The organism is Caballeronia sp. S22 (assembly GCF_964261745.1).
GTDB lineage: Bacteria > Pseudomonadota > Gammaproteobacteria > Burkholderiales > Burkholderiaceae > Caballeronia > Caballeronia jiangsuensis.
The window spans coordinates 406,143-427,605 of record NZ_OZ180038.1 but is presented as its reverse complement, the minus strand read 5'-3'; the positions used below and the strand labels follow the sequence as shown (position 1 = coordinate 427,605).

Here is a 21,463-nt window from a genome sequence, read left to right as displayed (position 1 = left end):
TCAGAACGAGCGCGGCAGGCCGAGGATATGCTCGGCGACGTACGAGAGAATCAGATTGGTCGAGATCGGCGCGACCTGATAGAGACGCGTCTCGCGGAACTTGCGTTCGACATCGTATTCCGCCGCAAAGCCGAATCCGCCGTGAAATTGCAGACATGCGTTGGCCGCTTCCCATGAAGCATCGGCGGCGAGGAGCTTCGCCATGTTGGCCTGCGCGCCGCAATGCTTCTGCGCGTCGAAGAGCTCGCACGCCTTGAAGCGCATCAGGTTCGCCGCTTCGACATTGACATAGGCGCGCGCAATCGGAAACTGCACGCCCTGATTCTGGCCGATGGGACGCCCGAACACGACGCGATCCTTCACATACTGTGAAACCTTGTCGATGAACCAGTAGCCGTCGCCGATGCACTCTGCCGCGATCAGCGTGCGCTCCGCGTTCAGGCCGTCGAGGATGTACTTGAAGCCCTTGCCTTCCTCGCCGATCAGATTCTCGGCGGGAATCTCGAGGTTGTCGAAGAACAACTCGTTGGTCTCGTGATTCACCATGTTGAGGATCGGCTGCACGGTGAGGCCGTGGCCGATCGCTTCGCGCAGATCGACGATGAAGATCGACATGCCTTCGCTCTTCTTCTTCACATCCGCGACAGGCGTGGTGCGCGCGAGCAGGATCATGAGGTCGGAATGCTGCACGCGCGAGATCCATACCTTCTGACCGTTGATCACATAACGATCGCCCTTCTTTTCGGCGGTCGTCTTGATTTTTGTCGTATCGGTGCCGGTGGTCGGCTCGGTCACGCCCATCGATTGCAGACGCAATTCGCCCGATGCGATCTTCGGCAGATAGCGCTTCTTCTGTTCCGCCGAGCCATGACGCAGCAGCGTGCCCATGTTGTACATCTGGCCGTGACACGCGCCCGAGTTGCCGCCCGAGCGATTGATCTCTTCCATGATGACCGACGCTTCGGTCAGCCCGAGACCCGAGCCGCCGTACTCTTGCGGAATCAGCGCGGCGAGCCAGCCCGCTTTCGTGAGCGCATCGACGAATGCTTCGGGATAGCCGCGCGCTTCGTCGATCTTGCGAAAGTATTCACCGGAGAACTGGCCGCAAAGATCACGCACGGCTTCGCGGATGTCCTGATAAGCGTCGGGAGTGGATTCGATCATGATGTGCTTGGCTATTGGGTTCGTATCGTCAAACGAGTCAAACGTGTCAGGCGAGCGTGGCGCGCGCGGTCATGCCGAGCCAGCCTTCGTGATCTTTCGACCACAGCTCGACGGTCTTGCCGTCCGCCGATGGCTGGCCGCACAGATGCAGCGTATTGCCGGCGAAACACGGACGCTGCGCCTTGAAAGAGAAGTCGATGACAGTCGCATCGGGCAACTGGCGGCGCAGCAGATCCATCAGCAGCGTCGCGATGAGCGGCCCATGCACGACGAGGCCCGGATAGCCTTCGACCTGCGTCACGTAAGGCTTGTCGTAGTGGATGCGATGCGCGTTGAAGGTCAGCGCCGAATAGCGCAGCAGCAGCGTTTCGTCGGGCACGATATCGCGTTGCCATTGCGCGTCCCGGGGCGCGGGAGTCGGGGCCGGTGCGGGTGCGCCGGGCGCGGCCGGTTCGCGATACACGATGTCGTGCTCCTCCTCGATCGCGGTGACATCGCCGCAGCAAATGCGATGCCCGACCGTCACGAAACCGAGCTTGCCCGTGCGGCCTTGCTTTTCGCTGACATCGAGAATGGTCGATTCGCGCGTGATGCGTTCACCGACGATCACCGGCGCCGGAAAGCGCAAACGCCCGCCGGCCCACATGCGTCGCGGCAGGCCGAGGTCGGGCAGAAAGCTGCCTTTCTGCGGATGCCCGTCCGCCGCGATGAGCGACTGCCTCGCGATCGGCCTGAAGAATATCCAGTGCCACAAGGGCGGAAGCGCGTCGCCTTCGTTCGGCGCGGCATCGTAATCGAGCGTGGCGGCGAGCGCCGCGACGGAGGTGGGCGCGACGATATCGGCGGCGCTTTCCGTTTGCATGGTGTCGTCTCCGTTGCTGGACCGGCCAGCGAATCCTGGTTGGATAAGGAAGACTTTAAGGAAATGTTCCGTGGAGTGGAAATACCAGTTTCATGTGCCGGGCATAGGGCGAACCTATTGCGCCCCGTGCGACGCGATCAATGACGCCGGGTCATCAATCCGATAACCCGCGAGTCATTTGTCGCGGACAGTCCGCGCCCTAACATGCAATCCATCGCAGGCAGACGAATTGCACAAGGAGTCGGACCATGTATGTCATCACTGGAATCACAGGACAAGTCGGCGGGGCGCTCGCAAACGCGCTGTTGAACGCGGGGAAGCCCGTTCGCGCCGTCGTGCGTGACGGGAAGAAGGGCGCGGAGTGGGCGGCACGCGGTTGCGAGATCGCCCTCGCCACCATGACCGATGCCGATGCGCTCGCGCACGCTTTCGAAGGCGCCGAAGCCGTTTTCATTCTTCCGCCGCCGGAATTCGATCCCGCGCCTGGCTTTCCGGAGGCGCGCGAGGTCATCGATACGATCGTCGCGGCCGTGGCGCGTTCGAAGCCGCGCAGGATCGTGTGCCTGTCGACAATCGGCGCGCAGGCCACGCAGACCAATCTTCTGACGCAGCGCTCGCTGCTGGAGGAAGCGCTTCGCAAGCAAGCGATCCCGGTCACGTTTCTGCGTCCGGGCTGGTTCATGGAGAATTGCGCATGGGATGTCGATTCGGCGCGCAACGAAGGCATCGTGCGATCGTTTCTGCAACCGCTCGATCGCGCGATTCCGATGATCGCCACCGATGACATCGGTGAACTCGCGGCGAAGCTCATGCAGGAGCGCTGGCCGGGCGTGCGCATCGTCGAACTGGAAGGGCCACGGCGCACGAGCCCGGACGATATTGCCGCCGCATTCGCACAAGTGCTCGGCAAGCCGGTGCGTGCGCAGGCCGTCCCGCGCAACACATGGGAAGCGCTGTTCGTGAGTCAGGCCATGAAGCATCCGACGCCGCGCATTCAAATGCTCGACGGTTTCAACGAAGGCTGGATCGACTTCGAAGGGCAACGCGAACATATCGTCAAAGGCACGACGCCGCTCGTCGATGTGATCCGCAAGCTCGTCGCGCGTTGAGCGAAACGTTTCAGGCGATGTTGCTGACGTCCGGAATCATCGCCGCTTGGCCGCGATAGACGCCGTCCCGATCGAACATTTGCCACACGGTCGCGCGTTCGATCCAGAAGCGCTCGCCCGATTTCGTGACACGAACGCCGCGATAGCCGTCGACATAACCATCGCGCGTCACCTGTTCGAGAAACGCCTGACGTTCGCTGCGCTCGGGCGCTTCAGCCGACAAACGCGACGGCAACGCGGTCAGCTCGTTCCATGTATAGCCGAAGAGACGTTGCGCGCGCAGGTTGCCGTAGACGAACACGGGATCAGCCTGGGTATCGTGCGCGAGGATGCCGAAGGGCGCGTCTTCGTAAAGCCAGCGCGCGGCTTCGGCGGGCGGCAGTTCTTCATCGGGAACCAGCGGCTTGCCCAGCAGGCGCGCATAACTTTCGCCAAGAAGCGTGAAGAAGTCGGGATCGGTTGGCTGCATCGTGCGGAGTGTCTTGAATGAGCGGGAAACAGCACCTTACTCGTTCGCTTCCGTTTGCGCACGTTCGAGCTCGGCATGGGCTTCATCGACCTTGTGCTGGCGCTCCGCGATCTTCTTCGCGCTCTTGCCTTCGTCCTTCGCTTTCTGCAAGTCGTGCTCGCGCTCGGCAAGCTTCTTTTGCGCCGCCGTGACCTTGCGCTGGCTCTCGCTTCGCAGCGATGCATCCGTGCAGTTCGCGTTCAGTCGGGCGAGCGCGGTTTCCAGTCCATCGACGCGATTTGCGTTGCCATGCGCGCGCGCATACGCGATTTCCTGTTCGATCGAACTGCGCTTCGCATCGCATCCCTTCGATTGAGCCGCGCAATAGAGGGGACTTGCGATCGAAACGAGCAGCAGTGCCTTGAATGCGAGTTTCATCTGTGGCCTCACGAAAGTCCATGCAGGACGATCCATTCGATGGACACAGCATACTTTACAGGCACTGACTGCGCTCGCGGCAAGTCATATCGACTTGACTTCGCCTCCATCCATTCTCAGCGTGCTGCCCGTCATCCATTTGGCGGCGGGCGACACGAGGAACGCCATCAACTCGGCGATCTCTTCCGGCGTGCCGTAACGCGCGATTCCCGCTTCGACAGGGAAACGCGCGGTCGCTTCCTCCACGGTCATATCGTGCAACGGCGCCCAGTGCTCCAGATACGAGCGCCGTCGGCCCGTCATCACAGGACCGGGCAACACGCTGTTGACCTGCACGCCATCCGCGATGCCGCGATCGGAAAATGCCTTCGCCAGGGCGACAATCGCAGCGTTGATCGTGCCGACCGCCGCGTAGGGTGCTTTGGGGAACAGCGCCGAATTGCCCGACATCAGCACGACCGATCCCGATGCCGCTTTGAGCGAAGGCCACGCTGCGACCGTCAGGCGGCGCGCACCGTGAAGCTTCAGCGCGAGGCCCGCGTCCCATTGTTCGTCGGTCATGTCGAACAGATCGATTTGCGGCACCGCGCCCGCGATATTCAACAATGCGTCGATGCGGCCGAATGCTGCAAGCGCGCCATCGACGACCTCTTGCGCGGCGTCGGGTTGCGAGAGATCGACATCGAGCGTCAGCGTTTTTGCGCCGGCTTGCTCGACCATCGATGCAGTTTCTTCGAGATTCGCGCGATTGCGTGCAACGAGCACGATCGAATCGAAATCGCGTGCGAGGCGGATTGCGGTGGAACGTCCGATGCCCTGGCTCGCGCCCGTGACGATCGCTACTTTCGTGGACATGTCATGTCTCCCGTTTCAATGAACGACGACCATCTTTCCGTTGGCTTCATTCGCTTCCATCACGCGATGCGCTTCGTGAATGTCGTCGAACGAAAACACGCGGGAAGGCTTCGCGTTGAAACGTCCCGCGGCGATATCGGCGGCGATTGCTTGCAGCGGCACATCGGACAGCGGAAAGCCGGACGTGCCGAAAACGAAGCTGCCGAAGAAGGTCAGATTCACGCCGCTCGGCATCTGCAGCAGGGGATTGAAATCAGCGATCGGGGCGAGGCCGCCGAGCCAGCCCGCGAGACACGCGCGGCCGCCGCGACGCAGCATCGCGAGCGAATCGAGGATCGTGCTGTTGCCGACAAGATCGAGCACCGCATCGATCTCTTTCGCTTCAGCGATGCGCTTGCCCAAGTCCGGTCCTTCGACTTCGACACGCGACACGCCCAACGCTTCGAGCTTCGCGAAGCGATCGCGATTGCGCGTCGTCGCGATGACCTTCGCGCCCGCGTTCACCGCGAGATTCACCGCTGCCTGTCCGAACGACGACGTCGCGCCGCGAATGACGACCGTCTGTCCTGCTTCGATCTCGAGATTGCGGAAGAGGCACGTCCAGGCCGTCGCATAGGTTTCGGGAATGGCCGCCAGTTCGGCCCACGACAGATCGGATTCGATCAGCGCAACATTCGACACCGGCGCGCGCGTGAATTGCGCATAACTACCGTTGATCGTGCGCCCGAGCCCGCCCATCAATGCAGCCACTTTCGCGCCGCCTGGAAACTCTCCGCCCGGACACGACTTCACGATGCCCACGCATTCGATGCCGCTCACACGCGCGGCTTCGGCCCATTCGCCTCGCCGCATATGCATCTCCGCATGGTTGATGCCGAACGCCTTGATCTCGATGACGACATGTCCCTCCAGCGGTTCCGGCTCCGGAATCTCGGTATAGACGAGGCTGTCGATACCGCCGAACTTGTCGAGCACGATTGCACGCATGATGTTTCTCCTGTGATAGATGAGCGCGGTGATGGTCCGCGTTTTATTGAGCGAGGAATTCGGTGATGGCCGCCGCGATCTGCGTCGCGTGCGTTTCGAGTGCGAAGTGGCCTGTATCGAAGAAGCGCACGTCCGCATGCGGGATATCGCGTTTGAATGCTTCCGCGCCCGGCGGAAGGAAGAACGGATCGTTCTTGCCCCACACGGCGAGGAACTTCGGCTGATGCTCGCGGAAGTACGCCTGAAACGCCGGGTACAGCGCGACGTTGTTGCGGTAGTCGCCGAAGAGATCGAGCTGCACGTCATGCGCGCCGGGGCGATTCAGGTAGTAGTCGTCGAGCGTATAGCCATCGGGCGAAATCGCGGATGCGTCGGGCACGCCGTGCGTGTATTGCCACTTCGTCGTGTCCTTCGTGAGCATCGCGCGCAATGCATCGCGGTTCGCTTGCGTGGGCGCTTGCCAGTACGCGCGGATCGGATTCCAGCCGTCGCTCAATCCCTCTTCATACGCGTTGCCGTTTTGCGAAACGATCGCCGTGATGCGCTCGGGATGCCTGAGCGCCAGTCGAAAGCCGGTCGGCGCGCCGTAGTCGAAGACATAGACCGCATAGCGATCGAAGCCGATCACTTCGGTAAAGCGATCGATCACGTTCGCGATGTTCTCGAACGTGGACGAGAACGCATCGCGGCTCGGCATATCGGACAGGCCGAAGCCGGGAAGATCGGGCGCGACGATATGAAATCGCCCGGAGAGCAGCGGAATCAGATCGCGGAACATGTGGCTCGAACTCGGAAAGCCATGCAGCAACAGAAGCTTGGGGCCGTCGGCCGGACCGGCTTCGCGATAGAACACATTGAAGCCGTCGACGTCGATATGACGATGCGCAATGGTGGACATGGGCGTTTCTCCGCTGGTTGAGGGGGAAATCTGTGTAACCGTTAAAAGCATGTGAGGCAGGTTACAAACTGACCGTGTAACTTGTCAAGATGTTTTTTAGCGGTTACGATGAAGCCATCGTAGAAACACGTCTGGATTGCAAAATGGACTACCGCCCGATACCGGCGATCTTCGTGGCCGACGCGCCCGGCCTCGATTTCCTCAACTCGATCGCGACGCCGGTCGATGAACCCGTCGACTGGATCGGCGATGGCGAAGGCTTGCTGTCATGGCTGGAACAGGCGCAACTGGTGCCCGCCGACGTGCTGGCGCACATGCGTTCGCAAACCGCGCCTGCCGAACTGGACGAGGTCGCGGCGAAGGCGCGCGGACTGCGCGAATGGTTTCGTGCGTTCGTGCGGAAGAGGAAGGGACGGCCGTTATCGGCGAAGGATCTGGCCGAGCTCGAACCGCTGAATGGCGTGTTGCAGCGCGACGAGCAGCATGCGGTGATCGTCGCCGATGCGAATGCCGCGAGCGGTCTTGCGTTCGCCATGCAGCGACGCTGGCCGAACGCCGAATCGCTGTTGATGCCGATTGTCGAGGCGCTCGCGAAGCTCGTCTGCGAAGAGGACTTTACTTACGTGAAGGCGTGCGAAGGCCCGAAATGCACGCTGCTTTTCGCGGATCACACGCGCGGACATGCGCGGCGCTGGTGCAGCATGGCGATCTGCGGGAATCGCGCGAAGGTGGCCGCGCACCGGGCGCGGCTCAAGGAGGGAAAGGTTTGATCGCGCAGCGGAGCGTTATTCCACGCTCTCGGCTCGCGATGCGCACATGCGCCACGATGAAGCCGCCTTCGGTGCATCGGCCACTTCGCGCCACCAGCGCTCGCCGCGCTGCGGCGCTTCGAGATCCAGCCGCTCGCCCATACGCGGTGTCGCGACTGCAACGCCGCGCGCGAGCGCCAGCCCCGTCACGCGTTCGAACGGCTCCTGCCACGGATGCATCGCGAGATCGAACGTGCCGTTGTGAATCGGCGCGAGCCAGCGTCCGCGCAGATCGATATGCGCCTGCACCGTTTCCTCGGGCTGCATGTGGACATACGGCCATTGCGCATCGTATGCGCCGGTTTCGATCAGCGTGACGTCGAATGGGCCGAGGCGCTCGCCGATCGTCCTGAAGCCGTCGAAATAACCCGTGTCGCCGCTGAAGAACACGCGCAGCTCATCGTCGACGATCACCCATGAAGCCCACAACGTGCTGTTGCCATCGAAGAGGCTGCGGCCGGAGAAATGCTGTGCGGGCGTCGCGGTAAAGAGAAGCTCGCCGACTCGCGCGCTTTGCCACCAGTCGAGCTGACGGACCTTCGATGCATCGATGCCCCATTCGATCAGCCTGTCGCCGACGCCGAGCGGCGTGAGAAAGACTTCGGTCGTCGCGGCGAGCGCGAGCACGGTATCGCGGTCGAGATGATCGTAGTGATCGTGCGACAGGATCACGCCGCGCAACGGCGGAAGATCGGCGAGTGCGATGGGCGGCGCGTGAAAACGCTTCGGTCCCAAACGCCTGAACGGCGACGCGCGCTCGCCAAAGACCGGGTCCGTCAGCCAGTATTCGCCGCGCAGCTTGAAGAGAATCGTCGAGTGGCCGAGCCGATAGAGACTGCGATCGGGCGCGGCGTCGAGTTGCGCGCGCGTGAGCGTATCGACGAGGGGCGGCTGCGTCGGCACGGTATTGCGCGGCTTGTTGAACAGCACGTTCCAGATGATGCGCAAGGTCTTGCCGAGTCCTTCTTCCGGACGTGGCTTCACATTGCGAAAGCGCGCGCCGTCATGTTGCGGCGACGCGTTCGACAACGCGCGGCCGCGTTCCGCGGCGGCAAAACCCAGGGCACGGCTGATGCGATCGGTGAACGAAGTCATAGGGCGTGACGGGTCGCGAGCCCGAAGCGGAAAGTAGACTGTACAGTGTAGTTTAATTTTGAGAAAAAAGTAAACCGGACGGTGTAAAATATAGGGATGGATTCGAGCGATATGAACGACCTTCCCCAGCGGCTGACCGACCGCAAGCGCGCCGCGATCGTGGATGCAGCGGTGGCGGAGTTTATTGCGGCGGGCTACGACGCGACCAGCATGGACCGCATCGCCGCGCGCGCGGGCGTGTCCAAGCGCACGGTCTATAACCACTTCGAGAGCAAGGAAGCGCTTTTTGCCGCGATCCTGCATCGCTTGTGGGATGCGAGCGAAACCGGCGACGCACCTGTCTATAGCGCCGATGAACCGCTGCGCGCGCAACTGCTCGCGCTGCTCACGCGCAAGCTGCGGCTCATGACGGACGAGGCATTTCTATCGCTCGCGCGCGTGGCGATCGCGGCGGGCATTCATTCGCCGGATCGCGCGCGGGACATGGTGGCGCGCATCGGCGAGCGTGAGGAAGACGTGACGGCGTGGATCAGAAAGGCCGCCGCCGATGGCCGTCTCGCAGTCGCCGACCCGGTCTTCGCCGGGCAGCAACTGCATGGCATCGTGAAGGGTTTCGCGTTCTGGCCTCAGGTCACGATGGGCCAGCCGCCGCTTTCGAAGAACGAACAGAAAAAAGTAGCGGAAGCGGCCGCCGACATGTTCCTCGCGCGCTATGAACGCGTCGCGCCTAAGCGCTCATAGAACGGCTTCCGCGACGAGCTGCAACGCCGGCGCGAGCTTCACGCAATCCTCGGGGCGCTCCAGCGCATAAGCCAGATTCCTCTGCGCGATCTGCACGTGCTCGGTCGCGAGCGCCTGCGCGCGCGTGCCTTCGCCGCGTTCCAGCGCATCCACGAGACTGTGATGCTGCTGATGCGCGATGAAGAGCCATTGCCGTCCCTCATCGATGGCCGATTGCATCGGCAGCATCGCGCTCGCGGCGGCGAACGGCAACCGATTATTCATGTCGATGGCGCGCATCAGCGCCGCATTGCCCGACCCGTCGACGATCAGCTTGTGGAAACGATTGTTCATGTCGGTGTAGGCGGCGTAGTCGTCGAGATCGAGCTCGGACTTCGCGAGCAGACGGTCGCCCGCGCGCAAACACTCGGCGAGCGCATTCGACAACTGGCGCGGCACGCCATGCTCCGCGACGAGACGCGCGGCCATGCCTTCGAGATGACCGCGCACCGCGATGGCATCGGCGATTTCGGCAGCCGTGATGCGCCGCATCACATATCCGCCCGCCGGCGACGGCTCGACGAGACCTTCCTGTTCGAGCGTCGTGAGCGCGAGCCGGACCGGCGTGCGCGACGCCTTTAGCCGCTCCGCGAGCGCGACTTCGCCCAGGCGCTCGCCCGGCGCGAATTCGCCTTTCAGGATCAGATCGCGTAGATAGACCAACACGCGTTCTTGCTGGGATTCCATGGTTTTTCTCCGCTTGCCGTTGTGGGCGATTCTAGGCCAACGGCTGCTTGCTGTGCTCGAAAATCGGACATCGCTTCGTAGGATGTTTTTCGATGTATGCAACAAGGCTAAAAATAGCTGAATAGGATCGATAAGGGTAAATCCTCATAAATTCAGAAAAACGTATATATAACAGTAAGATAAACGGGCTTAACAAATTGCAGGCGAATGGATCCGCACAAGCGTGCTGCATACATCGTTTGTACATTTGAGTTCGAAAGGCTATTCTCCGTCTCAAGAACACGTCGCGCTGCATGCAATCGGCCGACGTCTGAATTCAACGAACCGGAGACACCGCCATGATGAGTTCGCAGCAAAACGACACCATTACCCGCGTCGGCAAGGGCACGCCTGCCGGCCAGTTGCTGCGCCGGTACTGGCAGCCCGTCGCGCTCGTCGAGGAGTTGCCCGCCGAACGCCCCGTCAAGGCGGTGCGCCTGATGGGGCAGGACTTCGTCGTGTTCAAGGACGAGCAAGGCCGCTACGGCATGCTGGATCGCGATTGCCCGCATCGTGGCGCCGATCTCGCGGCCGGGCGTCTCGAAGGCGGCGGACTGCGTTGCGCCTTCCACGGCTGGCTCTTCGACGCCAGCGGACGTTGCCTCTCGACCCCGGGCGAACCCGTCGGCAGCACGCTCTGCAACAAAGTGCGCCAGTCGGCGTATCCCATCATCGAGAAGGCCGGCGTTCTGTTCGGCTATATCGGCAAGGACGAGCCGCCCGCGTTCCCAACTTCGATTGCTTCGCCGCGCCCGATGCCTACACGTTCGCATTCAAGGGACTCTTCGAATGCAACTGGCTACAGGCGCTCGAAGTCGGTATCGATCCGGCGCATGCGTCGTTTCTGCATCGCTTTTTCGAAGATGAGGACGTGAGCGAAAGCTATGGCAAGCAGTTTCGCGGCGCGTCGGCGGATTCGAACATGCCGATCACGAAAGTGCTGCGCGAATTCGAATCGCCGGAAATTCTCGTGAGCCCGGCGGATTACGGCCTGCGTCTCATTGCGAAACGCGCGCTCGACGACGCGCATACACATGTGCGTGTGACCAATGTCGTGTTCCCGCAAGCCTTCGTGATTCCGATGAGCTCGGAGATGACGATCACGCAATGGCACGTGCCCGTCGATGATGAAAACTGCTACTGGTATGCGATTTTCACGAGTTTCGGCGCGCCGACCGACAAGGCGCAGATGCGCGAGCAGCGGCTCGAACTGTACGAACTGCCCGATTACACGTCACGCAAGAACAAGCGCAACAACTACGGCTTCGATCCGCGTGAGCAATTGAGCGAAACCTACACGGGCATGGGCTTCGACATCAACGTGCACGATCAATGGGCGGTGGAATCGCAGGGCGCGATACAGGACCGCACGCGCGAGCATCTTGGCACGACCGACAAGGGCATCATCGCGTATCGCCGCTTGCTCGTCGATGCGATCGAGAAGACGCAGGCGGGCGATAAGACGCTGATGCTGATCGACGAGAGCGAAGCCGCGAACTTCACAGGCCCCGCATCGATCGACGGAATCGGACCGGCGGACCGCTGGGACGAGTACTGGAAAGAGTCCGACGTGAAGCGCCGTGTAAGCGCGCCGTGGCCCGCGCCCAAAGCCTGAAAACACCGACCCGCAACCTGAATGGAGCGCGCGGCGCATGATGCTGCCGCGCGGAACGCACATGTCTTTTGTAGAGACTCATGGTTTGTGGACGGACGCGCAGCACGCTGCGTATGCCGAACTCGTCGAGCGGATGAAGCAAAGCAATGTGAAGGTCGTGCGCTTTTCGTTTCCCGATCAGCATGGCTTGCTGCGTGGCAAGACGCTCGTCGTCGATGAAGCGATCAAGGCGATGAAAAGCGGCGTCACGCTGACGACGACGCTCTTCGCCAAAGACACATCGCATCGCACGGTGTTTCCCGTGTTCACGGCGGGCGGCGGCTTCGACATGCCCGAGATGCAGGGCGCATGCGACACGCTGATGATCGCCGATCCCGAAACCTTTCGCGTGCTGCCGTGGGCGCCGCATACGGGATGGGTGCTGTGCGATGTGCACTTCGCCAACGGCGCGCCGGTGCCCTTCGCCACGCGGCATCTGTTTCGCCGCGCGCTGAATCAACTGTCGAATCACGGTTATGAATTCGTGTCGGGCCTCGAAGTGGAGTTTCATGTCTTCAAGGTGACGGACCCTCACATGAAGCCCGAGCATTCGGGACAACCCGGCTTGCCGCCCGATGTCGAGTTGCTGTCGCATGGTTATCAGTATCTGACGGAGTTGCGCTACGACGCCGTCGATGACGTGATGGAAATGCTTCGGCGCAATATCGAAGGGCTTGATCTCGACGTGCGTTCGCTCGAAGTCGAATACGGCCCGAGCCAGTTCGAGTTCACGTTCGCGCCGACAAAAGGCATCAAGAGCGCCGACGACATGATCCTCTTTCGCAGCGCGGTGAAGCAGATCTGTCAGCGCAATGGTTATCACGCGACGTTCATGTGCCGCCCGCGCATTCCGAACGTCGTGTCGAGCGGATGGCATCTGCATCAATCGCTTGTGCATGCGGGCGAGGGCACGAACGCCTTCATGCCCTCCGATGCATCCGAGCCTTTGTCGATCACCGGTCAACGCTATCTCGCGGGCCTGCTCGCGCACGCGAAGGGCGCGACTTCGTTGTCGACGCCGACGATCAACGGTTATCGACGCTATCGGCCGTATTCGAATGCGCCCGATCGCGCGATCTGGGGCCGCGACAATCGCGGCGTGATGCTGCGCGTGCTCGGCGGCGTGAACGATCCCGCGAGCCGCATCGAGAATCGCGTGGGCGAGCCGACCGCGAATCCGTATCTGTATTTCGGCTCGCAGGTGATCTCGGGTCTCGACGGCATCCGTCGCAAGCTCGAACTCCCGCCTTCCGCCGATACGCCTTATGAAACGCAGGCGGAAGCACTGCCGCGCAGCTTGAGCGATGCACTCGATGCGCTGCGCACCGACGAATGCCTGCGCGAAGGCTTCGGCAGCGCGTTCGTCGATTACTTCTGCAAGCTGAAGCAGGCGGAGATCGACCGCTTCAATCTCGAAGTCACCGAGTGGGAACACCGCGAATATTTCGAAGCGTTCTGACGGCGCGCTCACAGAGGAGAAATGTCATGCCTATGGTTACCTATATCCTGCGCGACGGCGCGCGCCGCGACATCGACGTGCCCGACGGCACGAGCGTGATGGAAGCCGCGATCCACAACAACGTGCGCGGCATCGACGCCGAATGCGGCGGCTGCTTGTCATGCGCGACGTGTCATGTTTATATCGATGCATCGTCGACGGCTGATCTTCCATCGCCCGACGAATCGGAACTGGAACTGCTCGACGGCGTCGCAGCGGAGCGGCGTCCCGAAAGCCGGCTCAGTTGCCAGCTCGTGATGAGCGCCGCGATGAACGGCCTCGTCGTGCAGATTCCGCAAGCACAGGGATAAGACCATGCATAGCACGCTCGTGATCGTCGGCGCTTCGTACGCGGGTGTTCAGCTCGCGGCGGCTGCGCGTGAAACCGGCTTCGAAGGACGCATCGCGCTCATCGGCGACGAAGCCGATGCGCCTTATCAGCGTCCGCCGCTATCGAAGGGATTTCTCACCGGAAGCTTCAGCGAAGCGCGCCTGCCGTTGCGCTCGCAAGCCTTCTTCGACGAAGAGAAGATCGAATGGCTGCCCTCGATGCGCGCAACGCATATCGATCGGGCGCGTCGTGAAGTCGAGTTGCAGGACGGCTCGCGCATCGCATACGACCATCTCGCGCTGACGACGGGCGCGCGCGTGCGCAAACTCGATTGCCCCGGCGCGACGCTCGATGCCGTGCATTATCTGCGCGATCTGCGCGACGCGCGGCGTCTCGCGCAAACGGCGAGCACGGCGCGGCGCGCGGTCGTGATCGGCGGCGGATATATCGGTCTCGAAGCGGCGGCTTCGCTGCGTCAAAAGGGCATCGATGTAACGGTCGTCGAAACGGAGCCGCGCCTGCTTGCGCGCGTCGCATCGCCGTGGATGTCGGCATTCATGCAGGATGCCCACGCACAGAACGGCGTCGCCTTCGAGTTCGGGCGCAAGGTGATCGAGTTGAAGCAAACCGGGGATGCGGTGTCCGTCGTGCTCGACGATGACACCCATCTGTCGTGCGATCTCGTCGTGGTCGGCATCGGCGTGATACCCAATACGGAGTTGGCGGCGGAATGCGGACTGACGGTGGCGGGCGGCATCGTCGTCGATGAATGCGCGCGCACGAGCGATCCGGCGATCGTCGCCGCGGGCGATTGCGCCGCGTTCGTGCCTCATTGGGCGCCGAGCGATTCACGCGCGTGCCGCATCGAGTCGGTGCAGAACGCGAACGATATGGCGAAAGTCGCGGCGCTCGCGATTGCGGGCCGGCCGCAGCCGTATCGGACGGTGCCGTGGTTCTGGTCCGATCAATACGATCTCAAGCTGCAGATGGCGGGCATTCATTCGGGATTCACGCATCATGCGTTGCGCGGTGCCGTGGACGAAAGGAAATTCTCCCTCTTCTACTTCCGGGACGATGCATTGATCGCGGTCGATAGCATCAATCGTCCGCAAGAACACATGCTTGCGCGCAAGCTGCTCGCGAACGGCGTGCATCTGTCGGCGCGCGATGCGGAAGACCCTGCGTTCGATCTGAAAGGAGCGGTGCAATGAGGCCGCTCGTCGGTGTCGTGTGCGACCGGTTTTTCGTCGGCGATCACGATCTGCATAGTGCGAAGCAAAGCTATGTCCGCGCGTTGATGACGTGCGCGCAGGTGAGCCCGGTGCTGATTCCGGCGTCGCGCGATGTCGAATCGGTCGCGGACTATCTCGATGGCGTGAGCGGATTGTTGTTTCCCGGCGGCGCATCGAATGTCGAATCGCGCCTGTACGGCGGTGTGAGCGATGCCGCGATGCTCGTCGATCCCGACCGTGATCATGTCGCGCTCGCGCTGATGCGCGGTGCGGCGGCGCGCGGCATGCCGTTTCTCGGCATTTGCCGCGGCTTTCAGGAGATGAACGTCGCGTTCGGCGGAACCCTGCACGCCGATATCCATGCGTCGGGGCATTCGGAAGATCATCTCGAGGACCTGAGCGAGGATCTGCTTGCGCGCTATCGCTATCGACATGAAATCGCGCTGACCGACGGCGGCATGTTATCGACGCTCGCGGGCGGCGTGCCGCGTGTGCTTGTGAACTCGCTGCATCGTCAGGGCGTGGCGCGGCTTGCGTCGCGTCTTGCCGTCGAGGCGCGCGCGCCGGATGGTCTCGTCGAAGCGATTCGTCTCGATCAACATCCGTTCGCGCTCGGCGTGCAATGGCATCCCGAAGCGATGGTCACGAGCGACGCGCTTTCGCGTGCGCTGTTCGAATCGTTCGGCGCGAGTTGCAGGCGCTACGCGACGCGCGACGAAGGTTGATGTCATGTCGGCCGACCGCATTGACCTCAACCTGCTGCGCGTATTCGACGCGATTTTCGAGGACCGCAATCTTGCGCTCGCGGGCAAGCGCCTGAATCTCAGTCAATCGGCGATCAGCCATGCGCTCGGACGCATGCGCGACGTGCTCGGCGACGATCTCTTCGTGCGCACCGGTCGTGGCATGGAACCGACCGTGCGCGCACTCGCGATGGCGACGCAGGTGCGCGGCGCGCTCGCGCAGATCAAGGCGGCGCTGGGCGTCGACAAGTTCGATCCGGCCATCGCGCGACGCACCTTCGTGCTGGCCGCGAACGATTACATCACGGCGCTGCTGCTCGGCCGGCTCAGTCAGCGCCTGCGCGCGGAAGCGCCGCTCGTGGATATCGTCGTGAGACCGTCGACACGGCTCGATCTCGCGGGGCAGATCGATGTCGGCCGTATCGATGTCGCGATCGGCATTTTCGCGGATGTGCCGCGCCGCTTTCACGCGGTGAGTCTCTGGGAGCAAACGGACGTGTTGCTGTTGCATCGCGAGCATCCGCTCACCGACCGGCCGCTTGCGCGCGAGGATTTGCTGAACTATCCGCTCGTCGCGGTCTCGCAGGGCGGTGAGGAAGAGGGCGCGGTGAGCGGCTTCATCGTCGAGCGCGGGCTTGCGCGGCAATCGGAGATGTTCGATCGCGAGGCGCTCGATCGCGGTTTCGCCGGCAGCGACGAGGCGCCGCGCGTACGCATGGCCGTGGCGCACTCGCTCGCGATTCCCGCGCTCCTGCGTCATAGCGACATGCTCGCGCTGGTGCCGTCGTCGCTTGGACGTGAACTCTCGCGCGACGGCGAACTGACGATGCGTCCGACGCCCTATGCATGTCCCGACGTCACCGTGCGCGCCGTCTGGCACGAACGCAACGATCTCGATCCTGGGCTGCAATGGCTCAGACAGCAACTCATCGACGTATCCCGGCAGGTGCGATGCCGCTGATGCGCGGCATTCAAGCTCGTCATGCAGAAGATTCACTGCGTTCGCAGCGCTGAAGGCGAACGCGTGAACATCGTCGAAAGTCCCTGAAACAAGGGCTTTTTCAATAGAAAAGGTGACATCGCGCGCGACGTCGAAAGACAGTCGCGGCCGATGCGCGCCCCGCGTTCGTAACTCACCGGGTTGTTTGCCCGCATGCGCGCTCTTAATCTGGGCGCCCGTCGATCAGAGAGGATGCAATGGAAGAGACAAAGGTTATCGATGTACAGGCGCTCGTCAACGCGCACCCGTTTTCACGCTATCAATGGCTCGTGTTCGCGATGTGCTTCGTGATCGTACTGATGGATGGCTTCGACACGGCCGCGATCGGGTTCATCGCGCCATCGCTCGTCGGCGAATGGCACTTGAGCAGAGCGGCCCTCGCGCCGGTGCTGAGCGCCGCGCTCTTCGGGCTCGCATGCGGCGCGCTGTCGTCGGGGCCGCTGGCGGATCGCTGGGGCAGGCGCGGCGTGCTGATCGCGGCCGTGCTGATATTCGGCCTCGCGTGCCTGGCTTCGGGCTTCGCGAGCAACCTCACGGAGCTGACCGCGCTGCGCTTCGTCACCGGCGTCGGTCTGGGCGCGGCGATGCCCAACGCCGTCACGTTGATGAGCGAGTTCTCTCCGAACAGCCGCCGCGCGACCATCGTCAATCTGATGTTTTGCGGCTTTCCGCTGGGCGCCGCGTTCGGCGGATTCCTCGCGGCATGGATGATTCCGCAGTTCGGCTGGCGCGGCGTGCTGCACTTCGGCGGCGCGGTGCCGTTGTTGTTGACCGCAGTGCTCGTGATCGCGTTGCCGGAATCGGTTCAGTACATGGTGTCGAAGAAGAAGCCTGTCGAGCGCATTCGAAGGGTGATGGCGCGCATCGCGCCGGAAGCGGCATCGGCGGAATCGTTCGTGATGCGCGAAGCCACCGTGCGCGATACGGACGGCGGCGGCGCGCGCATCGTGCTGTCGCGCGGCTATGTCTTCGGTTCGCTGATGCTGTGGCTGTGCTACTTCATGGGCCTCGTCATCTTCTACGGCCTGATCAACTGGATGCCGGTGCTGCTGAAGGACGCGGGCCTGAGCCCGCAACGCGCGGCGCTGATTTCCGCGCTCTTTCCGCTCGGCGGCGCGGGCACGGTGCTGTGCGGCATGCTGATGGATCGCTTCAATCCGAACGGCGTCGTGGCGGCCGCGTACGCGCTCGGCGCGGTGAGCGTGATTGCGATCGGACAGGCGATCGGCAATGTCGGCCTGCTGGTGTGCGCGGTCTTCGTCGCGGGCCTGCTCGTGAATACGGCGCAGGCGTCGATGCCCGCACTCGCCGCCGCGTTCTATCCGACAGCGGGACGCGGCACCGGTGTCGCGTGGATGCTCGGCGTCGGGCGCTTCGGCGGCATTGCGGGGTCCTTTCTCGTCGCGGAGCTGTCGCGACAGCGGATGAGCTTGCCGGGCATCTTCACCGTGGTGGCGATGGCGGGCGCGGCATCGTGCGTCGCGTTGTTGCTCAAGCAGATGGCGAGCCCGCGTATCGTGGCGGACGTCGCGGATGGGCAGCCGGTCGCACATTAGTGCGCGAATCAAGATTCGGCCGAACGTTCATGCGACGCGACGAGCATCGGATTTAACTTCGCGTCGGCTTGGGTATATGTTTGATATGTGCGCAGATTCTTGCGCACCTGGTTCACCTGGCGGTTGGTTCGTCAGGCAGCGGTAAGTCTTCGTTGAAGGAGAACATCATGAAGACCTTCCTCGTTACGACCACGCTAGTGGCCGCGTTTTCACTCGGAAACCTGACTCAGGCACAGGAACCCACCGATACCCTGCAGTCCATCCCCGCACCCCGTCAACAAGAGGCCCAGACTGCGCCACCTTCCGGCGACACCGCTTATGGCGGCGCGGCAATGGGCCAGAGCGCGAGCGGGAGAACGTCGAACTGGGCCGGGAGCATGTCGAACAACTGCGCTCCGCGACCCTTCTGCAACATCTATTCGGGCGGACAGTAAGCGCAACGCCGGCAAGGCGGTCTTTTCGGTTTTGGATGCCTGTCCGATGAGGCCGCCGCCGCCCGCAACGAGGTCGTCACCGGAGGCTGTTAAAATCCGGATACGTTTTCTACGGGCACGATGTGATGGGCTTCGAACAACTCGCCGGACTGAAAGAGCAACTCGCAAAACAGGCTGCAAGCAACGCAGCGAAGAAAAAGGCGCCGCGCGTGCGGCGTCCCGCGCCGGTGGCCGCGTCGAAGCCGGCTGAACCTGCTAAATCGGCCAAACCGGCCAAATCCGCCAAACCCGCGGTTCCATCGAAACCGGTGGATCCCGTCGTGCATACGATCGGAAAGCTGCAAAAGCGTTTTCCTCTCGCATTTCCGAAGAATCCCGCGCCCAAGGTTCCCTTGAAGGTCGGTATTTTTGAGGATCTGATGAAGCACGCGGAGGAGCTCAAGCTCAACGAGAAGGAACTGCGCAGCGCGATCAAGGTATGGTGCCGCGGCAACCGCTACTGGACCTGCCTCGTGCAGGGCGCGTCGCGAATCGATCTCGCGGGCGAAAAGGCAGGTGAAGTGTCGACAGCGGATGCGGAACGCGCCGTATATCTGGAGACGAATCGCCTGGCGCGATCGGCTCCGGCTCCGGCTCCGGCTCCGAAGGCCGCGGAAGCCGCCGAATAACGCGACTCACCGCGCGTTTTGATGTCCAAGTGCTTCAATGCGCGGGCGCTTGGATGTCGTAAGCGATTCGGCCCGCAGGCAGAAAGAACAGCGCGATCACCGCGCCGCCCTTCGCTTCCGGATAGTGATGGCTGCCCGGCGCGGGCGCTGTCCATCCGCCATGACACCATCCGTTGGGACCAGCGAGGGCCGCGCCTTCGTCGAGCGGCACGACCATGTTGAACTCGCCATACGGGTGCGCGTGATAGTCGCCACGGAAGCTGTCTTCCGGATTGTTCTGCTCGTTGCCGGTGCTGTCCATCAACACAGCCGTGATGCTGAAAAAGAACGTCTCCGGACACGGCGCGACAAGACGTGCGCGTCGATATCGCGGTCCGGAGATTTCGACATCCGCCGCCCATCCTTCTTCGACGCCGAGCCTGATCAGCCGCGCCAGATCCTTGTAGAGCGCGCTATCCACGCCGTATTTCGTATTGAGCCATTGCTCGACGTTCGGGTCCGTCGTCATGTTTCTGACCTCTTCGAGAAAGGGCAGGCATCGCGCGACGAGTTCTTCCTTGCTGGTTTGCTTCGGGGACATGGGTTCGTTTCCTTCGCTTGATTGAAGATCGATAGGTGAAGTCAAAGATGCCATATCGACTTGCGCGCCAGAAGCGAAGTAGTTGCAAGTGAAACATGAATGCCATGCAACTCGCGCGACGCCGATATGAACACGGTATCGATCCGTCTCGTTCAAGAAGGGCTTGAACATATTTCATCCCCATGAACGCAGCGCCATTCCTGCAATTTTTCTTGCGATTCGAGTCGCAGAAGAAAAGAGAATGCGTGCAGTCGAGCGCTTCATAGAAACAAAACGCTTCGCTTCACTTTTCGACGCCGGCGCTTCCGTCGTCCGCCCCGTTGCCGATATCAGCCTCAATCCCTAAGCTCGCCGCGATGGTTTCATTCATCGGCATAAGATTCGTCATCCGAACGAATATATGGAGACATGGGAGAGTTCATGAGATTTGGCCGAATCGCGGTATCGATCGCAATGTTATTCAGTGTGTCTGCGTTCGCGCAAAGCAGCGTCACGTTGTATGGCGTGATGGACACGGGCGTCGAGTACGTGTCGCACGCAAACGCCACGGGCGATCATGTCGTGCGCATGCCGGGCATCACTGGCGAAGTGCCATCGCGCTGGGGGATGCGCGGCGTGGAAGACCTCGGCGCGGAGCTCAAGGCCGTATTCGTGCTCGAAAGCGGTTTCAACGTGCGCGCGGGCGATTCAGGGCAGGGCGGGCGGCTCTTCGGCAGGCAGGCGTTCGTCGGGCTGGAAGGTCCGTGGGGCACGCTGTCGTTCGGGCGGCAATACACGATGACCTACTGGGCCATGCTCGACGCGGACATCCTCGGGCCGGACATCTACGGCATCGGCGCGCTGGATGCGTTCATCCCGAACGGACGTAGCGACAACACCGTCGCCTATAAGGGCAAGTTCCACGGCGTGACGGTGGGCGCGTCGTACTCGTTCGGTCGCGACAGCGCGGGCACGGGCAACTCGCCGGGGCAGGGCACATGCTTCGGACCCGTGCCGGGCGATGCGAGCCAATGCCGCGAATGGAGCGCGATGTTGAAGTACGACGGCACGTACTTCGGCGTCGCCACCGCTTACGACGAGCAGCATGGCGGCACGAATGCCGCAGCGAATTTTTTCGATGGCGTGGCGCCCTTTCCGATCGTATCGAGCGGCGACAAGGACGCGCGCCTGCAGGCGAACGGTTACGTGGACGTGATGGGCGTGAAGCTCGGCGGCGGCTGGGTCGGGCGTCGCGTGGAATCGGACGGGCCCGGTGGCAGCGTGCGTTCCAATCTCTTCTATCTCGGCGCGCAATACTATGTGACGCCGGCGGTCGCGCTCGATGGCGAAGGCTATCGCGTGATCGTCCAGCAACACGACACGCGCGCGACGATGGCAAGCCTGCGCGCCACCTATTTCCTGTCGAAGCGAACGGCCGTCTACGGCAACGTCGCTTACTTGTGGAACAGCGCGAAGGCGCGCTATTCGGTGAGCGCGGGCGGCGGCGGCACGACACCCGGCGCGGGCATGGGACAACTGGGCGCGATCGTCGGCGTGAGGCACTCGTTCTGACTGGCGCATGTCAGGCAATGCCGGCGCGCCTACGGTGCCTATCGA

23 protein-coding genes and 1 pseudogene are annotated in these 21,463 nt (G+C 62.4%); 14 read left to right on the top strand and 10 right to left on the bottom strand.

Annotated elements, in window-relative coordinates; genetic code table 11:
• The gene (locus ACEN42_RS28655) at nucleotides 1-1,164 is read right to left on the bottom strand and encodes an acyl-CoA dehydrogenase family protein (RefSeq protein ID WP_371883866.1); all 1,164 of its coding nucleotides are present in this window, start codon (nucleotides 1,162-1,164) and stop codon (nucleotides 1-3) included.
• A gap of 46 nt (nucleotides 1,165-1,210) precedes the next feature.
• Nucleotides 1,211-2,026, bottom strand: a complete 816-nt coding sequence (locus tag ACEN42_RS28650; RefSeq protein ID WP_371883865.1) for a MaoC family dehydratase N-terminal domain-containing protein — start codon at nucleotides 2,024-2,026, stop codon at nucleotides 1,211-1,213.
• 248 nt (nucleotides 2,027-2,274) lie between these two features.
• Between ACEN42_RS28650 and ACEN42_RS28645 the strand changes: the two genes are divergently transcribed.
• On the top strand, nucleotides 2,275-3,135 hold the full coding sequence (locus tag ACEN42_RS28645; RefSeq protein ID WP_371883864.1) for an NmrA family NAD(P)-binding protein: 861 nt from the start codon (nucleotides 2,275-2,277) through the stop codon (nucleotides 3,133-3,135).
• A 10-nt stretch (nucleotides 3,136-3,145) separates the two neighbouring features.
• Here the strand turns inward: ACEN42_RS28645 and ACEN42_RS28640 are convergent, their stop codons facing one another.
• From ACEN42_RS28640 to ACEN42_RS28620, 5 genes are all read right to left on the bottom strand, one after another.
• Nucleotides 3,146-3,604, bottom strand: a complete 459-nt coding sequence (locus tag ACEN42_RS28640; RefSeq protein ID WP_371883863.1) for an MEKHLA domain-containing protein — start codon at nucleotides 3,602-3,604, stop codon at nucleotides 3,146-3,148.
• A gap of 36 nt (nucleotides 3,605-3,640) precedes the next feature.
• Nucleotides 3,641-4,021: a DUF1090 domain-containing protein gene (locus tag ACEN42_RS28635; protein ID WP_250485516.1), complete on the bottom strand. Its 381-nt coding sequence runs from the start codon at nucleotides 4,019-4,021 to the stop codon at nucleotides 3,641-3,643.
• Between the two features lie 84 nt (nucleotides 4,022-4,105).
• Nucleotides 4,106-4,876: an SDR family oxidoreductase gene (locus ACEN42_RS28630; RefSeq protein ID WP_371883862.1), complete on the bottom strand. Its 771-nt coding sequence runs from the start codon at nucleotides 4,874-4,876 to the stop codon at nucleotides 4,106-4,108.
• 15 nt (nucleotides 4,877-4,891) lie between these two features.
• Nucleotides 4,892-5,863, bottom strand: a complete 972-nt coding sequence (locus ACEN42_RS28625; RefSeq protein WP_371883861.1) for a zinc-binding alcohol dehydrogenase family protein — start codon at nucleotides 5,861-5,863, stop codon at nucleotides 4,892-4,894.
• Between the two features lie 43 nt (nucleotides 5,864-5,906).
• The gene (locus ACEN42_RS28620) at nucleotides 5,907-6,761 is read right to left on the bottom strand and encodes an alpha/beta fold hydrolase (protein ID WP_371883860.1); all 855 of its coding nucleotides are present in this window, start codon (nucleotides 6,759-6,761) and stop codon (nucleotides 5,907-5,909) included.
• 143 nt (nucleotides 6,762-6,904) lie between these two features.
• On the opposite strand from ACEN42_RS28620, the gene ACEN42_RS28615 reads away from it, so the two are divergent.
• Complete coding sequence (locus ACEN42_RS28615) at nucleotides 6,905-7,531, top strand: CGNR zinc finger domain-containing protein (protein WP_035505775.1); 627 nt, start codon at nucleotides 6,905-6,907, stop codon at nucleotides 7,529-7,531.
• A 15-nt stretch (nucleotides 7,532-7,546) separates the two neighbouring features.
• On the opposite strand, the gene ACEN42_RS28610 is transcribed toward ACEN42_RS28615, so the two are convergent.
• On the bottom strand, nucleotides 7,547-8,665 hold the full coding sequence (locus ACEN42_RS28610) for an MBL fold metallo-hydrolase (protein ID WP_371883859.1): 1,119 nt from the start codon (nucleotides 8,663-8,665) through the stop codon (nucleotides 7,547-7,549).
• A 96-nt stretch (nucleotides 8,666-8,761) separates the two neighbouring features.
• Here ACEN42_RS28610 and ACEN42_RS28605 point away from each other — a divergent pair, with 96 nt between their 5' ends.
• Nucleotides 8,762-9,406, top strand: a complete 645-nt coding sequence (locus tag ACEN42_RS28605) for a TetR/AcrR family transcriptional regulator (protein ID WP_371883858.1) — start codon at nucleotides 8,762-8,764, stop codon at nucleotides 9,404-9,406.
• Here ACEN42_RS28605 and ACEN42_RS28600 read toward each other — a convergent pair.
• Nucleotides 9,401-10,132 carry a GntR family transcriptional regulator gene (locus ACEN42_RS28600; RefSeq protein WP_035505778.1) on the bottom strand — a complete coding sequence of 244 codons (732 nt, stop codon included), beginning with the start codon at nucleotides 10,130-10,132 and terminating at the stop codon, nucleotides 9,401-9,403. The genes ACEN42_RS28605 and ACEN42_RS28600 overlap by 6 nt on opposite strands.
• Nucleotides 10,133-10,470: 338 nt before the next feature.
• Here ACEN42_RS28600 and ACEN42_RS28595 point away from each other — a divergent pair.
• The 9 genes and pseudogenes from ACEN42_RS28595 (at nucleotide 10,471) to ACEN42_RS28555 (ending at nucleotide 19,287) form a co-directional block, all read left to right on the top strand.
• Nucleotides 10,471-11,786, top strand: a pseudogene (locus tag ACEN42_RS28595) (Rieske 2Fe-2S domain-containing protein).
• 61 nt (nucleotides 11,787-11,847) lie between these two features.
• On the top strand, nucleotides 11,848-13,284 hold the full coding sequence (locus ACEN42_RS28590; RefSeq protein WP_371883857.1) for a glutamine synthetase family protein: 1,437 nt from the start codon (nucleotides 11,848-11,850) through the stop codon (nucleotides 13,282-13,284).
• A gap of 26 nt (nucleotides 13,285-13,310) precedes the next feature.
• A complete protein-coding gene (locus tag ACEN42_RS28585) occupies nucleotides 13,311-13,634 on the top strand; it encodes a 2Fe-2S iron-sulfur cluster-binding protein (RefSeq protein WP_187604043.1) in 324 nt (107 codons plus the stop codon).
• Nucleotides 13,635-13,638: 4 nt separating this feature from the next.
• A complete protein-coding gene (locus tag ACEN42_RS28580; protein ID WP_371883856.1) occupies nucleotides 13,639-14,865 on the top strand; it encodes an NAD(P)/FAD-dependent oxidoreductase in 1,227 nt (408 codons plus the stop codon).
• Nucleotides 14,862-15,611 carry a gamma-glutamyl-gamma-aminobutyrate hydrolase family protein gene (locus ACEN42_RS28575; protein ID WP_371883855.1) on the top strand — a complete coding sequence of 250 codons (750 nt, stop codon included), beginning with the start codon at nucleotides 14,862-14,864 and terminating at the stop codon, nucleotides 15,609-15,611. Before ACEN42_RS28580 ends, ACEN42_RS28575 begins: the two co-directional genes overlap by 4 nt.
• 4 nt (nucleotides 15,612-15,615) lie before the next feature.
• Entirely contained in the window at nucleotides 15,616-16,590 is a 975-nt protein-coding gene (locus ACEN42_RS28570) for a LysR substrate-binding domain-containing protein (RefSeq protein ID WP_371883854.1), read from the top strand.
• Nucleotides 16,591-16,826: 236 nt separating this feature from the next.
• Nucleotides 16,827-18,185: an MFS transporter gene (locus ACEN42_RS28565; protein ID WP_371883853.1), complete on the top strand. Its 1,359-nt coding sequence runs from the start codon at nucleotides 16,827-16,829 to the stop codon at nucleotides 18,183-18,185.
• Nucleotides 18,186-18,352: 167 nt separating this feature from the next.
• Nucleotides 18,353-18,619 carry a hypothetical protein gene (locus ACEN42_RS28560; RefSeq protein WP_187604048.1) on the top strand — a complete coding sequence of 89 codons (267 nt, stop codon included), beginning with the start codon at nucleotides 18,353-18,355 and terminating at the stop codon, nucleotides 18,617-18,619.
• 125 nt (nucleotides 18,620-18,744) lie between these two features.
• On the top strand, nucleotides 18,745-19,287 hold the full coding sequence (locus ACEN42_RS28555; RefSeq protein ID WP_371883852.1) for a ProQ/FinO family protein: 543 nt from the start codon (nucleotides 18,745-18,747) through the stop codon (nucleotides 19,285-19,287).
• A gap of 34 nt (nucleotides 19,288-19,321) precedes the next feature.
• Here the strand turns inward: ACEN42_RS28555 and ACEN42_RS28550 are convergent, their stop codons facing one another.
• Nucleotides 19,322-19,867, bottom strand: coding sequence for a DUF4863 family protein (locus ACEN42_RS28550; RefSeq protein ID WP_238288784.1), 546 nt, complete (start codon nucleotides 19,865-19,867; stop codon nucleotides 19,322-19,324).
• A gap of 163 nt (nucleotides 19,868-20,030) precedes the next feature.
• Between ACEN42_RS28550 and ACEN42_RS28545 the strand changes: the two genes are divergently transcribed.
• The gene (locus ACEN42_RS28545) at nucleotides 20,031-20,213 is read left to right on the top strand and encodes a hypothetical protein (RefSeq protein ID WP_371883851.1); all 183 of its coding nucleotides are present in this window, start codon (nucleotides 20,031-20,033) and stop codon (nucleotides 20,211-20,213) included.
• Between the two features lie 74 nt (nucleotides 20,214-20,287).
• The gene (locus tag ACEN42_RS28540) at nucleotides 20,288-21,418 is read left to right on the top strand and encodes a porin (protein WP_371883850.1); all 1,131 of its coding nucleotides are present in this window, start codon (nucleotides 20,288-20,290) and stop codon (nucleotides 21,416-21,418) included.
• Nucleotides 21,419-21,463: the final 45 nt, after the last annotated feature.

Bases quoted from the DNA above. Each gene is read 5' to 3' on its own strand.
- ACEN42_RS28655 (WP_371883866.1), bottom strand. From the start codon at position 1,164: ATGATCGAATCCACTCCCGACGCTTATCAGGACATCCGCGAAGCCGTG.
- ACEN42_RS28650 (WP_371883865.1), bottom strand. From the start codon at position 2,026: ATGCAAACGGAAAGCGCCGCCGATATCGTCGCGCCCACCTCCGTCGCG.
- ACEN42_RS28645 (WP_371883864.1), top strand. From the start codon at position 2,275: ATGTATGTCATCACTGGAATCACAGGACAAGTCGGCGGGGCGCTCGCA.
- ACEN42_RS28640 (WP_371883863.1), bottom strand. From the start codon at position 3,604: ATGCAGCCAACCGATCCCGACTTCTTCACGCTTCTTGGCGAAAGTTAT.
- ACEN42_RS28635 (WP_250485516.1), bottom strand. From the start codon at position 4,021: ATGAAACTCGCATTCAAGGCACTGCTGCTCGTTTCGATCGCAAGTCCC.
- ACEN42_RS28630 (WP_371883862.1), bottom strand. From the start codon at position 4,876: ATGTCCACGAAAGTAGCGATCGTCACGGGCGCGAGCCAGGGCATCGGA.
- ACEN42_RS28625 (WP_371883861.1), bottom strand. From the start codon at position 5,863: ATGCGTGCAATCGTGCTCGACAAGTTCGGCGGTATCGACAGCCTCGTC.
- ACEN42_RS28620 (WP_371883860.1), bottom strand. From the start codon at position 6,761: ATGTCCACCATTGCGCATCGTCATATCGACGTCGACGGCTTCAATGTG.
- ACEN42_RS28615 (WP_035505775.1), top strand. From the start codon at position 6,905: ATGGACTACCGCCCGATACCGGCGATCTTCGTGGCCGACGCGCCCGGC.
- ACEN42_RS28610 (WP_371883859.1), bottom strand. From the start codon at position 8,665: ATGACTTCGTTCACCGATCGCATCAGCCGTGCCCTGGGTTTTGCCGCC.
- ACEN42_RS28605 (WP_371883858.1), top strand. From the start codon at position 8,762: ATGGATTCGAGCGATATGAACGACCTTCCCCAGCGGCTGACCGACCGC.
- ACEN42_RS28600 (WP_035505778.1), bottom strand. From the start codon at position 10,132: ATGGAATCCCAGCAAGAACGCGTGTTGGTCTATCTACGCGATCTGATC.
- ACEN42_RS28590 (WP_371883857.1), top strand. From the start codon at position 11,848: ATGTCTTTTGTAGAGACTCATGGTTTGTGGACGGACGCGCAGCACGCT.
- ACEN42_RS28585 (WP_187604043.1), top strand. From the start codon at position 13,311: ATGCCTATGGTTACCTATATCCTGCGCGACGGCGCGCGCCGCGACATC.
- ACEN42_RS28580 (WP_371883856.1), top strand. From the start codon at position 13,639: ATGCATAGCACGCTCGTGATCGTCGGCGCTTCGTACGCGGGTGTTCAG.
- ACEN42_RS28575 (WP_371883855.1), top strand. From the start codon at position 14,862: ATGAGGCCGCTCGTCGGTGTCGTGTGCGACCGGTTTTTCGTCGGCGAT.
- ACEN42_RS28570 (WP_371883854.1), top strand. From the start codon at position 15,616: ATGTCGGCCGACCGCATTGACCTCAACCTGCTGCGCGTATTCGACGCG.
- ACEN42_RS28565 (WP_371883853.1), top strand. From the start codon at position 16,827: ATGGAAGAGACAAAGGTTATCGATGTACAGGCGCTCGTCAACGCGCAC.
- ACEN42_RS28560 (WP_187604048.1), top strand. From the start codon at position 18,353: ATGAAGACCTTCCTCGTTACGACCACGCTAGTGGCCGCGTTTTCACTC.
- ACEN42_RS28555 (WP_371883852.1), top strand. From the start codon at position 18,745: ATGGGCTTCGAACAACTCGCCGGACTGAAAGAGCAACTCGCAAAACAG.
- ACEN42_RS28550 (WP_238288784.1), bottom strand. From the start codon at position 19,867: ATGTCCCCGAAGCAAACCAGCAAGGAAGAACTCGTCGCGCGATGCCTG.
- ACEN42_RS28540 (WP_371883850.1), top strand. From the start codon at position 20,288: ATGAGATTTGGCCGAATCGCGGTATCGATCGCAATGTTATTCAGTGTG.